Consider the following 11,068-nt stretch of genomic DNA (forward strand, 5'->3'; position numbering starts at 1 on the left):
ACTTATTCCTCGATTTTACCGCCAGCAGCTTCGATAGCAGCACGAGCGCCTTTAGTCACACGCAGGCCACGAACAGTTACCGGAGTAGAAACTTCACCAGACAGAATCACTTTCGCGAACTCAATCTGAATACCGATAATGTTTGCTGCTTTCAGCGTGTTCAGGTCAACTACGCCGCCTTCTACGCGAGCCAGATCAGACAGACGAACTTCAGCTGTGATCATTGCTTTGCGCGAAGTAAAACCGAATTTCGGCAGACGACGGTACAGAGGCATCTGACCACCCTCGAAACCGCGACGTACGCCACCGCCAGAACGAGAGTTCTGACCTTTGTGACCACGACCACCGGTTTTACCGAGACCGGAACCGATACCACGACCCAGGCGTTTGCCCGCTTTTTTAGAGCCTTCGGCCGGAGACAGAGTATTTAAACGCATCTCTTACTCCTCAACTTTAACCATGTAGGAAACCGCGTTGACCATACCACGAACAGCGGGAGTATCCTCACGCTCTACGGTGTGACCAATACGACGCAGACCCAGGCCAAGCAGCGTTGCCTTGTGTTTAGGCAGACGACCGATTGCACTGCGGGTTTGAGTAATTTTAATAGTCTTTGCCATGGTTTATTTCCCCAGAATTTCTTCAACGGATTTACCACGCTTGGCAGCGACCATTTCTGGAGAATTCATATTTTCCAGGCCATCAATAGTTGCACGAACCACGTTAATCGGGTTGGTGGAACCATATGCTTTAGCCAGAACGTTATGAACCCCAGCGACTTCCAGGACGGCGCGCATTGCACCACCGGCAATAATACCGGTACCTTCGGAAGCCGGCTGCATGAATACACGAGAACCCGTGTGAACACCTTTAACCGGGTGTTGCAGGGTGCCGTGGTTCAGCGCGACGTTAATCATATTGCGACGGGCTTTTTCCATCGCTTTCTGGATCGCTGCTGGAACTTCACGCGCTTTACCGTAACCAAAACCAACGCGACCGTTACCATCGCCAACTACAGTCAGAGCTGTGAAGGAGAAAATACGACCACCTTTTACGGTTTTAGATACGCGGTTAACCGCGATCAGCTTTTCCTGCAGTTCGCCAGCCTGTTTTTCGATGTGAGCCATCTTACACCTCTACCTTAGAACTGAAGGCCAGCTTCACGGGCAGCATCTGCCAGTGCCTGGACACGACCATGATATTGGAACCCGGAACGGTCAAAGGACACATCTTTGATGCCTTTTTCCAGAGCGCGTTCAGCAACAGCTTTACCGACAGCTGCTGCGGCGTCCTTGTTACCGGTGTACTTCAATTGTTCAGCGATAGCTTTTTCTACAGTAGAAGCAGCTACCAGAACTTCAGAACCGTTCGGTGCAATTACCTGTGCGTAAATATGACGCGGGGTACGATGTACCACCAGGCGAGTTGCACCCAGCTCCTGGAGCTTGCGGCGTGCGCGGGTCGCACGACGGATACGAGCAGATTTCTTATCCATAGTGTTACCTTACTTCTTCTTAGCCTCTTTGGTACGCACGACTTCGTCGGCGTAACGAACACCCTTGCCTTTATAAGGCTCAGGACGACGGTAGGCGCGCAGATCTGCTGCAACCTGACCGATCAGCTGTTTATCAGCGCCTTTCAGCACGATTTCAGTCTGAGTCGGGCATTCTGCAGTGATACCGGCTGGCAGCTGATGCTCAACAGGGTGAGAGAAGCCCAGAGACAGGCCTACTGCATTCCCTTTGATCGCCGCACGATAACCTACACCAACCAGCTGCAGCTTCTTAGTGAAGCCTTCGGTAACACCGATAACCATTGAGTTCAGCAGGGCACGCGCGGTACCAGCCTGAGCCCATCCATCCACGTAACCATCACGCGGACCGAAGGTCAGAGCATTATCTGCATGTTTAACTTCAACAGCATCGTTGAGAGTACGAGTCAGCTCGCCGTTTTTACCTTTGATCGTAATAACCTGACCGTTGAGTTTTACATCAACGCCGGCAGGAACAACGACCGGTGCTTTAGCAACACGAGACATTTTTTCCTCCGATTAGGCTACGTAGCAGATAATTTCGCCACCAAGACCAGCCTGGCGCGCTGCACGATCAGTCATAACACCTTTAGAGGTAGAAACAACCGCGATACCCAGACCAGCCATAACTTTAGGCAGCTCATCTTTTTTCTTATAGATGCGCAGGCCTGGGCGGCTGACACGCTGAATGCTTTCTACAACAGCTTTGCCCTGGAAGTACTTAAGTGTCACTTCCAGTTCAGGCTTGGTGTCGCCTTCAACTTTAAAATCTTCGATAAAACCTTCATCCTTCAGCACGTTGGCAATAGCCAATTTCAGCTTGGAGGAAGGCATAGTGACCGCAGCTTTGTTCGCGGCCTGACCGTTACGGATACGGGTCAGCATATCCGCGATCGGATCTTGCATGCTCATCTGTCTTTACTCCCGTGATTCAATTGGTAATTACCAGCTAGCCTTTTTCAAGCCTGGTACTTCACCGCGCATGGCGGCTTCACGCAGCTTAATACGGCTCAACCCGAACTTGCCCACATAACCATGTGGACGACCTGTTTGACGGCAGCGGTTACGCTGACGAGACGGGCTGGAATCACGCGGCAGAGTTTGCAGCTTGAGAACTGCGTTCCAACGATCTTCGTCGGAAGCGTTCACATCAGAGATGATCGCTTTCAGTTCAGCGCGTTTAGCGAAGAATTTATCAGCTAAAGCTACGCGCTTTACTTCGCGTGCTTTCATTGATTGCTTAGCCATTCAGTAACCCTACCTTACTTGCGGAACGGGAAGTCAAAGGCAGCCAGCAGAGCACGGCCTTCTTCGTCAGATTTCGCAGTAGTGGTAATGGTAATATCCAAACCACGCACGCGGTCGACTTTATCGTAGTCGATTTCTGGGAAGATGATCTGCTCACGGACACCCATGCTGTAGTTACCACGACCGTCGAAAGACTTAGCGGACAAGCCACGGAAGTCACGGATACGCGGTACAGCAATAGTGATCAGGCGCTCAAAGAACTCCCACATGCGTTCGCCACGCAGAGTTACTTTACAGCCGATCGGATAGCCCTGACGGATTTTGAAGCCTGCAACAGATTTGCGTGCTTTGGTGATCAGCGGTTTTTGACCGGAGATTGCTGTCAGATCAGCTGCTGCGTTATCCAGCAGTTTCTTGTCAGCGATCGCTTCACCAACACCCATGTTCAGGGTGATCTTCTCGACCCGAGGGACTTGCATGACAGAATTGTAGCTAAACTCAGTCATGAGTTTCTTAACTACTTCGTCTTTGTAGTAATCATGCAGTTTCGCCATCGTACTACTCCAAATTACTTGATAGTTTCGCTGTTAGACTTGAAGAAACGGACTTTTTTGCCGTCTTCGAATCTAAAGCCTACACGGTCAGCCTTGCCGGTTGCCGTATTGAAGATTGCAACGTTAGAAACCTGAATAGCAGCTTCTTTTTCAACGATGCCACCCGGTTGGTTCAGAGCCGGTACAGGCTTCTGATGTTTTTTAACCAGGTTGATACCTTCAACAATGAGCTTGCCGGAAGACAAGACATTCTTAACTTTACCGCGCTTACCTTTATCTTTACCGGTAAGAACGATAACTTCGTCATCACGACGGATCTTCGCTGCCATGATTCGCTCCTTAAAGTACTTCTGGTGCCAGAGAGATGATTTTCATAAACTTCTCAGAACGAAGTTCACGAGTTACCGGCCCAAAAATACGCGTACCGATAGGTTGCTCGCTGTTATTGTTCAAAAGAACACAAGCATTACCATCGAAGCGAACGACAGAACCGTCAGGGCGACGAACACCCTTCCTGGTGCGCACCACTACCGCCTTCAGCACATCACCTTTTTTGACCTTACCACGCGGAATTGCTTCTTTGATGGTGATCTTGATGATGTCGCCTACGCCTGCGTAGCGACGGTGCGAGCCACCCAGAACCTTGATACACATTACGCGACGTGCACCGGAGTTGTCGGCGACGTTCAGCATAGTCTGTTCTTGGATCATTTCAGTGCTCCGCTAATGTCAACTACTACTGAAGACCCTCTAAATCAGGGTCGTTAAAAAGCCCCATATCGGGGGCGCGGCATTATAACACCGCTTCTCAGATATGGGTAGAAAAAATAAACGGCTCACTGCTGAGCCGTTTATTTATTTTGAGAAGGGGGTGCTGTATTACAGAACCGCTTTCTCTACAACGCGAACCAGGGTCCAGGACTTAGTCTTGGACAGTGGACGGCATTCACGGATTTCAACCTTGTCGCCGATACCACATTCATTGTTCTCGTCATGTACGTGCAGTTTGGTCGTACGCTTGATGAATTTACCGTAGATCGGGTGTTTCACAAAACGTTCGATAGCTACAACAATGGATTTCTCCATTTTGTCGCTAACAACACGACCTTGCAGAGTACGGATTTTATCGGTCATTACGCACCCGCCTTCTGAGTCAGTAAAGTCTTAACACGTGCGACATTACGACGCACTTGCTTCAACAGATGAGTCTGTTGCAGCTGGCCACTTGCAGCCTGCATACGCAGGTTGAACTGCTCACGCAGCAGGTTAAGCAGCTCGGTGTTCAGCTCTTCAACGCTCTTTTCACGCAGCTCGTTTGCTTTCATTACATCACCGTCTTAGTTACAAAGGTGGTTTTAATCGGCAGTTTTGCTGCTGCCAGCTCGAAGGCTTCACGGGCCAGCTCTTCCGGAACGCCGTCCATTTCATACAGGACTTTACCCGGTTGAATCAAGGCAACCCAATACTCCACGTTACCTTTACCTTTACCCATACGAACTTCCAGCGGCTTCTCGGTAATCGGCTTGTCCGGGAATACACGGATCCAGATTTTACCTTGACGCTTAACAGCACGAGTCATTGCACGACGTGCTGCTTCGATCTGACGAGCGGTCAGACGACCACGGCCAACAGCTTTCAGACCGTAAGTGCCGAAGCTCACATCCGTGCCCTGCGCCAGACCACGGTTGCGGCCTTTGTGCACCTTACGGAATTTTGTACGCTTTGGTTGTAACATCAGCGACGCTCCTTATTTACGGCCTTTACGCTGCTGCTTTTTCGGTTGCGCAGCCGGTTTTTCCGGTTGTTCAACAGCAGCCATACCACCCAGGATCTCGCCTTTGAAGATCCATACCTTAACGCCGATTACACCGTAAGTGGTGTGCGCTTCAGAGGTGTTGTAGTCGATGTCAGCACGCAGAGTGTGCAACGGTACGCGACCTTCACGGTACCATTCGGTACGTGCGATTTCCGCGCCGCCCAGACGGCCGCTAACTTCAACTTTGATACCTTTAGCGCCAAGACGCATTGCGTTCTGTACAGCACGCTTCATCGCACGACGGAACATAACGCGACGTTCCAGCTGAGAAGTGATGCTGTCAGCAACCAATTTAGCGTCAAGTTCTGGTTTACGAACTTCGGCGATATTGATCTGTGCAGGAACGCCAGCGATATCCGCTACGACCTTGCGCAGTTTTTCTACGTCTTCGCCTTTCTTACCGATAACGATACCCGGGCGAGCAGTGTGAATGGTCACACGGATGCTCTTAGCCGGACGCTCGATAACGATACGAGATACGGACGCTTTAGCCAGTTCCTTTGTCAGGTACTGACGTACTTTAAAATCGCTGTCCAGGTTGTCAGCGAATTCTTTGGTGTTCGCGAACCAGGTAGAGTTCCATGGTTTGACAATACCCAGGCGAATACCATTAGGATGTACTTTCTGACCCATTGCTAGTCTCCAGAGTCTCAGCGATCGGACACAACCACAGTAATGTGGCTGGTGCGCTTCAGGATGCGATCTGCACGACCTTTTGCACGCGGCATAATGCGCTTCATGCTCGGGCCTTCGTCTACGAAAATTTTCGCAACTTTCAGATCGTCAATGTCAGCGCCATCGTTGTGTTCAGCGTTAGCAATGGCAGATTCCAGTACTTTCTTGACCAATACCGCAGCTTTCTTGTTGGTATAGGTCAGGATGTCCAGGGCCTGCGACACTTTCTTACCGCGAATCAGGTCAGCAACAAGGCGAACCTTCTGAGCAGAAGAACGAGCATGGCGATGTTGAGCTAAAGTTTCCATCTCTTCCTCCTACCTTATTTCTTCTTCGCTTTTTTATCAGCAGCGTGGCCGCGATAAGTACGAGTCGGTGCGAATTCACCCAGTTTGTGACCGACCATTTCATCGGAAACAAAGACTGGAACGTGCTGACGACCATTATGGACAGCGATGGTCAAACCGATCATGTTAGGAAAGATCGTTGAACGACGGGACCAAGTGCGCAGGGGCTTCTTGTCTCCGCTTTCCACCGCTTTCTCTACCTTCTTCAGCAAGTGCAGGTCAATAAATGGACCTTTCTTGAGAGAACGTGGCATGGCTTATCCTCTAATATTATTTGCTACGGCGACGTACGATAAATTTATCAGTACGCTTGTTGCTGCGGGTCTTCTTACCTTTGGTCTGAACGCCCCACGGAGTTACCGGGTGCTTACCAAAGTTACGACCTTCACCACCACCATGTGGGTGATCGACTGGGTTCATCGCAGTACCGCGAACGGTAGGACGAACACCACGCCAGCGTGCAGCACCAGCTTTACCCAGAACGCGCAGCATATGCTCAGCATTGCCAACTTCGCCCAAAGTAGCGCGGCAGTCTGCTTCGACTTTACGCATTTCACCAGAACGCAGACGCAGGGTGACATAAGCACCATCACGCGCAACGATCTGAACGTAAGTACCAGCGGAACGTGCCAGCTGACCGCCTTTACCTGGTTTCATTTCTACGTTATGAACGGTAGAACCAACCGGGATATTGCGCATCGGCAGGGTGTTGCCTGCTTTGATTGCAGCATCAACGCCAGACTGAATCTGGTCGCCAGCTTTCAGGCCTTTAGGGGCCAGGATGTAACGGCGTTCGCCATCTTTGTACAGAACCAGCGCGATGTTCGCGGAACGGTTCGGATCGTACTCAAGGCGCTCAACAACTGCCGGGATACCATCTTTGTTGCGTTTGAAGTCAACAAGACGGTAAGCCTGCTTGTGGCCACCACCGATATGACGAGTGGTGATACGGCCATTGTTGTTACGACCACCGGATTTGCTGTTTTTTTCCAGCAACGGAGCAAACGGTTTGCCCTTGTGCAGCTCAGGGTTAACCACTTTAACAACGTGGCGACGACCCGGAGATGTCGGTTTACATTTAACAACTGCCATTGTATTACTCCTCCGACTTACTCAGCGCCGCCAACGAAGTCCAGATTCTGGCCTTCTTTAAGGGTGACGTAAGCTTTTTTCCAGTCGCTACGACGACCGATACGCTGTCCGTGACGTTTAACTTTCCCTTTAACTACCAGGGTGTTAACGACTTCGACTTCGACTTCAAACAGTTTCTGCACAGCAGCTTTGATTTCTGCTTTGGTCGCGTCTTTAGCAACTTTGAGAACGATGGTATTTGTTTTTTCCATCGCAGCAGACGCTTTTTCAGAAACGTGCGGTGCGCGAAGCACCTTCAGCAGACGTTCTTCACGAATCATGCCAGCATCTCCTCAACTTGCTTAACAGCATCAGCAGTCATTACGACTTTGTCGAAGGCGATCAGGCTAACCGGGTCGATACCAGTTGCATCGCGTACGTCAACCTTGTGCAGGTTGCGCGCAGCCAGGAACAGGTTTTCGTCCAGCTCACCGGTGATGATCAGCACATCTTCCAGAGCCATGTCTTTCAGTTTCTGTGCCAGCAGCTTAGTTTTAGGCGCTTCTACAGAGAAAGATTCGACAACGATCAGACGATCCTGACGTACCAGCTCGGACAGAATGCTTTTCAGCGCGCCGCGGTACATCTTTTTGTTAACTTTTTGACTGTGGTCCTGCGGACGCGCAGCGAAGGTCACGCCGCCTGAACGCCAGATCGGGCTCTTGATAGAACCTGAACGCGCACGGCCGGTGCCTTTCTGGCGCCACGGCTTTTTGCCGGAACCAGTTACTTCAGCACGAGTCTTCTGAGCACGAGTACCCTGACGAGCACCAGCTGCATAAGCAACAACAACCTGGTGAACCAGCGCTTCGTTGAAATCACGACCGAAGGTAGTTTCGGAAACAGTCAGCGCGCTCTGCGCGTCTTTCAATACTAATTCCATTGCTATCCCCTTACGCCTTCACAGCTGGTTTAACGATCAGGTCGCTACCGGTTGCACCCGGGACCGCACCTTTAACCAGCAGCAGGTTGCGCTCAGCGTCAACACGTACTACGTCCAGGCTCTGAACAGTTACACGTTCGTTGCCCAGCTGACCTGCCATTTTCTTGCCTTTGAACACTTTGCCCGGAGTCTGGTTCTGACCGATAGAACCCGGAACGCGGTGAGACAAGGAGTTACCGTGAGTAGCGTCCTGGGTACGGAAGTTCCAGCGCTTAACGGTACCGGCGAAACCTTTACCTTTAGAGGTGCCAGTTACGTCAACTTTTTTAACTTCAGCAAACAGCTCAACGCTAATGTCCTGACCTACGGAGAACTCTTCACCGTCAGCAAGACGGAATTCCCACAGACCACGACCAGCTTCAACGCCAGCTTTAGCGAAGTGACCCGCTTCCGGTTTGGTCACGCGGTTAGCTTTTTTAGCACCGGTGGTCACCTGGATGGCACGGTAGCCATCGTTAGCCAGATCTTTAACCTGAGTAACGCGGTTTGCTTCAACTTCGATTACGGTTACTGGGATAGAAACGCCATCTTCAGTGAAGATGCGGGTCATACCCACTTTTTTACCGACTAAACCAATCATTGTATCAACCTCTCAATCGCTCGATGACCTGATTAACCCAGGCTGATCTGCACGTCTACACCGGCAGCCAGATCCAGACGCATCAGAGCATCAACGGTTTTCTCAGTTGGCTCAACGATGTCAACCAGACGCTTATGAGTGCGAATTTCGTACTGATCACGCGCGTCTTTGTTGACGTGCGGGGAGATCAGAACGGTAAAGCGCTCTTTGCGAGTTGGCAGCGGGATCGGACCACGGACTTGCGCACCAGTGCGCTTAGCAGTCTCGACGATTTCCGCAGTTGATTGATCGATCAGACGATGATCAAACGCTTTAAGGCGGATACGGATTCTTTGGTTCTGCATGAGACCAGAGCTCCAATTATTTTATAGACGAAAATAATTACTACCCACACCCATTACGATTGATGGGGGAGTGTAATCGTTCTTACGTAGCCCCCCAATTGGGAGCATTGTAGATAGCCAAAAGCGCTACCAGGGTTCTTATCGAACCAGCCGTCAATTACGACAAGCCCGCGCATTATACGTAAATCTGGACTTAACGCAAGAGCAGTGCACAAATTAAACACGACTTCGGCAGGGTGCACAAAATTAATGTCATCCCGCTCCGTGTCCGGCTTTTCCTCTGAAGCAGATGCGTAATCTGTGAAAGAGTGATTTTACTCCCCCTTTTCTTTCGTTGAACCTTAGTGATGTAACAGATAAGGGGGACTCATGGCTACGGCAGCACTATTTTTAACGCTCTATGCTCTCTTGAACGGGTTGTTGGTATGGCAGGATCTCCGCTATGGGTTGCTGCCGGACAGATTTACTTGCCCGCTTCTTTGGTGTGGGCTTGCCTGCGCCAGTACGTTACACGTTGAGGTACTGCCGGAGAAAATCTGGGGAGCAATCGCAGGTTACCTGGGCTTCGCCGCAATTTACTGGGGCCACCGACTGATGCGCGGATTCGAAGGTCTCGGTTATGGTGACGTAAAATTTTTGGCAGCGCTCGGTGCGTGGCACGGATGGCAGCCATTAGGTCTGCTGGTATTTATCGCCGCCTCGCTTGCCTGTGCACTAACGTGCCTCGCCTGTCTGACTTCTCTCCGAGAGCAGGTATTAAAAAACCCGCTACCATTTGGGCCATTTCTGGCTGGCGCGGGTTTAATTACGGGTTATCAGGAACTGTTTCGCGACCTGCTTAGCTCTCAACTTTAATTTGTGATTGCAGGTAGTTCTGCAGACCAATTTTGCTAATCAGTTCCAGCTCGGTTTCCAGCCAGTCGATATGCCCTTCTTCGTCAGCAAGGATTTCAATCATCATATCGCGGCTGACATAGTCATGGACGCTGTCGGAATATGCAATGGCCTCACGCAAGTCTCTGGCACCTTCAAGTTCAAGGCGAAGATCGGATTGCAGCATTTCCTCAACATCTTCACCAATGCCCAGCTTGCCAAGGTCCTGCAGATTCGGGATACCCTCAAGAAATAGAATACGCTCAATGTATTTATCGGCGTGTTTCATTTCATCAATGGATTCATGGTACTCAACATCGTTGAGGCGCATCAGGCCCCAGTTCTTGAACATTCTCGCATGGAGAAAGTATTGATTGATTGCAACAAGCTCATTTCCCAATAACTTATTGAGATAATTTATTACTTTGACATCACCTTTCATTATGTAGTCCCTCCGCTTCCACTCATTGAAGCGTAGAACGGGCTACAGGGATGTCAAAAAAAAGCGGCCGACTCAGGCAGTTTCTTTATATTCCGGGATCTGTAGCAATTCATCCTGCATTATTTCTCGTGCAGCTCTGACGCATTTACCACATTGATTTCCCACGGGAATGAACTTACGCAGTTGCTGAAAAGATTGAGGATGAAACTGGCGTACTGCCTGGCGAATTTTTTTATCGCTCACACCATTACACAAACAAACGTACATGATTACTCCCGCTCAATTAATACACAAAGTGTAAATGAGAATAATTATGATTTCAATAGGGAGCAAACATAAAGCGCCACGAGAATCGTAAGCGCTGATGTAAGAATGGCTTTTTACTGCGCTGCACAAATAAAAAAGGGCGCCAAAGCGCCCTTTTTTCATTAACGCCGATTAAGCGATAACTTTTGCTACCACGCCCGCACCTACAGTACGGCCGCCTTCACGGATTGCGAAACGCAGACCATCGTCCATCGCGATCGGGTGGATCAGGGTTACAACCATTTTGATGTTGTCGCCCGGCATTACCATCTCAACGC

General features: G+C 50.3%; 24 protein-coding genes and 1 pseudogene. 1 reads left to right on the top strand and 24 read right to left on the bottom strand.

Annotated elements, in window-relative coordinates; translation table 11 throughout:
* Positions 1–2 precede the first annotated feature (2 nt).
* From rplO to rpsJ, 21 genes are all read right to left on the bottom strand, one after another.
* Entirely contained in the window at positions 3–437 is a 435-nt protein-coding gene (gene rplO, locus KXR87_RS21765; RefSeq protein WP_437434297.1) for a 50S ribosomal protein L15, read from the bottom strand.
* Positions 438–440: 3 nt separating this feature from the next.
* Complete coding sequence (gene rpmD, locus KXR87_RS21770; protein WP_004846568.1) at positions 441–620, bottom strand: 50S ribosomal protein L30; 180 nt, start codon at positions 618–620, stop codon at positions 441–443.
* A 3-nt stretch (positions 621–623) separates the two neighbouring features.
* Complete coding sequence (gene rpsE / locus KXR87_RS21775; protein WP_004106339.1) at positions 624–1,127, bottom strand: 30S ribosomal protein S5; 504 nt, start codon at positions 1,125–1,127, stop codon at positions 624–626.
* 14 nt (positions 1,128–1,141) lie between these two features.
* Positions 1,142–1,495: a 50S ribosomal protein L18 gene (rplR, locus tag KXR87_RS21780; protein WP_000358960.1), complete on the bottom strand. Its 354-nt coding sequence runs from the start codon at positions 1,493–1,495 to the stop codon at positions 1,142–1,144.
* 9 nt (positions 1,496–1,504) lie between these two features.
* Positions 1,505–2,038: a 50S ribosomal protein L6 gene (gene rplF, locus KXR87_RS21785; protein WP_437434298.1), complete on the bottom strand. Its 534-nt coding sequence runs from the start codon at positions 2,036–2,038 to the stop codon at positions 1,505–1,507.
* A 12-nt stretch (positions 2,039–2,050) separates the two neighbouring features.
* Positions 2,051–2,443 carry a 30S ribosomal protein S8 gene (gene rpsH, locus KXR87_RS21790; protein WP_437434299.1) on the bottom strand — a complete coding sequence of 131 codons (393 nt, stop codon included), beginning with the start codon at positions 2,441–2,443 and terminating at the stop codon, positions 2,051–2,053.
* Positions 2,444–2,473: 30 nt separating this feature from the next.
* Positions 2,474–2,779 carry a 30S ribosomal protein S14 gene (rpsN, locus tag KXR87_RS21795; RefSeq protein WP_013099026.1) on the bottom strand — a complete coding sequence of 102 codons (306 nt, stop codon included), beginning with the start codon at positions 2,777–2,779 and terminating at the stop codon, positions 2,474–2,476.
* A gap of 14 nt (positions 2,780–2,793) precedes the next feature.
* Positions 2,794–3,333, bottom strand: a complete 540-nt coding sequence (gene rplE / locus KXR87_RS21800) for a 50S ribosomal protein L5 (RefSeq protein WP_437434300.1) — start codon at positions 3,331–3,333, stop codon at positions 2,794–2,796.
* A gap of 14 nt (positions 3,334–3,347) precedes the next feature.
* On the bottom strand, positions 3,348–3,662 hold the full coding sequence (gene rplX, locus KXR87_RS21805; RefSeq protein ID WP_139538945.1) for a 50S ribosomal protein L24: 315 nt from the start codon (positions 3,660–3,662) through the stop codon (positions 3,348–3,350).
* A gap of 10 nt (positions 3,663–3,672) precedes the next feature.
* Complete coding sequence (rplN, locus tag KXR87_RS21810) at positions 3,673–4,044, bottom strand: 50S ribosomal protein L14 (RefSeq protein ID WP_035344535.1); 372 nt, start codon at positions 4,042–4,044, stop codon at positions 3,673–3,675.
* A 168-nt stretch (positions 4,045–4,212) separates the two neighbouring features.
* Positions 4,213–4,467: a 30S ribosomal protein S17 gene (rpsQ, locus tag KXR87_RS21815; RefSeq protein ID WP_002438707.1), complete on the bottom strand. Its 255-nt coding sequence runs from the start codon at positions 4,465–4,467 to the stop codon at positions 4,213–4,215.
* Positions 4,467–4,658 (bottom strand): 50S ribosomal protein L29, encoded by a 192-nt coding sequence (rpmC, locus tag KXR87_RS21820; protein WP_097164997.1) that lies wholly within the window; start codon positions 4,656–4,658, stop codon positions 4,467–4,469. Before rpmC ends, rpsQ begins: the two co-directional genes overlap by 1 nt.
* Entirely contained in the window at positions 4,658–5,068 is a 411-nt protein-coding gene (gene rplP / locus KXR87_RS21825; RefSeq protein ID WP_007369814.1) for a 50S ribosomal protein L16, read from the bottom strand. Before rplP ends, rpmC begins: the two co-directional genes overlap by 1 nt.
* Positions 5,069–5,080: 12 nt before the next feature.
* Positions 5,081–5,782, bottom strand: a complete 702-nt coding sequence (rpsC, locus tag KXR87_RS21830) for a 30S ribosomal protein S3 (protein ID WP_000529945.1) — start codon at positions 5,780–5,782, stop codon at positions 5,081–5,083.
* Positions 5,783–5,799: 17 nt separating this feature from the next.
* A complete protein-coding gene (rplV, locus tag KXR87_RS21835; RefSeq protein ID WP_002919773.1) occupies positions 5,800–6,132 on the bottom strand; it encodes a 50S ribosomal protein L22 in 333 nt (110 codons plus the stop codon).
* A gap of 14 nt (positions 6,133–6,146) precedes the next feature.
* A complete protein-coding gene (rpsS, locus tag KXR87_RS21840; protein ID WP_001138115.1) occupies positions 6,147–6,425 on the bottom strand; it encodes a 30S ribosomal protein S19 in 279 nt (92 codons plus the stop codon).
* Between the two features lie 16 nt (positions 6,426–6,441).
* The gene (gene rplB, locus KXR87_RS21845) at positions 6,442–7,263 is read right to left on the bottom strand and encodes a 50S ribosomal protein L2 (RefSeq protein WP_039076813.1); all 822 of its coding nucleotides are present in this window, start codon (positions 7,261–7,263) and stop codon (positions 6,442–6,444) included.
* 17 nt (positions 7,264–7,280) lie between these two features.
* On the bottom strand, positions 7,281–7,583 hold the full coding sequence (rplW, locus tag KXR87_RS21850; RefSeq protein WP_004868363.1) for a 50S ribosomal protein L23: 303 nt from the start codon (positions 7,581–7,583) through the stop codon (positions 7,281–7,283).
* Complete coding sequence (gene rplD / locus KXR87_RS21855; protein WP_003031119.1) at positions 7,580–8,185, bottom strand: 50S ribosomal protein L4; 606 nt, start codon at positions 8,183–8,185, stop codon at positions 7,580–7,582. Before rplD ends, rplW begins: the two co-directional genes overlap by 4 nt.
* Before the next feature lie 10 nt (positions 8,186–8,195).
* A complete protein-coding gene (rplC, locus tag KXR87_RS21860; RefSeq protein WP_023479430.1) occupies positions 8,196–8,825 on the bottom strand; it encodes a 50S ribosomal protein L3 in 630 nt (209 codons plus the stop codon).
* 32 nt (positions 8,826–8,857) lie between these two features.
* Positions 8,858–9,169 carry a 30S ribosomal protein S10 gene (rpsJ, locus tag KXR87_RS21865; protein WP_001181005.1) on the bottom strand — a complete coding sequence of 104 codons (312 nt, stop codon included), beginning with the start codon at positions 9,167–9,169 and terminating at the stop codon, positions 8,858–8,860.
* A 369-nt stretch (positions 9,170–9,538) separates the two neighbouring features.
* Here rpsJ and KXR87_RS21870 point away from each other — a divergent pair, with 369 nt between their 5' ends.
* On the top strand, positions 9,539–10,024 hold the full coding sequence (locus KXR87_RS21870) for a prepilin peptidase (RefSeq protein WP_437434301.1): 486 nt from the start codon (positions 9,539–9,541) through the stop codon (positions 10,022–10,024).
* On the opposite strand, the gene bfr is transcribed toward KXR87_RS21870, so the two are convergent.
* The 3 genes and pseudogenes from bfr to tuf all read right to left on the bottom strand — a co-directional run.
* Positions 10,008–10,484 (bottom strand): bacterioferritin, encoded by a 477-nt coding sequence (bfr, locus tag KXR87_RS21875; protein ID WP_437434302.1) that lies wholly within the window; start codon positions 10,482–10,484, stop codon positions 10,008–10,010. The two genes, KXR87_RS21870 and bfr, sit on opposite strands and share 17 nt — an antisense overlap.
* 72 nt (positions 10,485–10,556) lie before the next feature.
* A complete protein-coding gene (gene bfd / locus KXR87_RS21880; protein WP_039076808.1) occupies positions 10,557–10,751 on the bottom strand; it encodes a bacterioferritin-associated ferredoxin in 195 nt (64 codons plus the stop codon).
* Positions 10,752–10,922: 171 nt separating this feature from the next.
* A pseudogene (gene tuf, locus KXR87_RS21885) lies at positions 10,923–11,068 on the bottom strand (elongation factor Tu); the annotation flags it as partial.

It is taken from the genome of Yokenella regensburgei (assembly GCF_051486985.1).
Lineage (GTDB): Bacteria > Pseudomonadota > Gammaproteobacteria > Enterobacterales > Enterobacteriaceae > CBFFRJ01.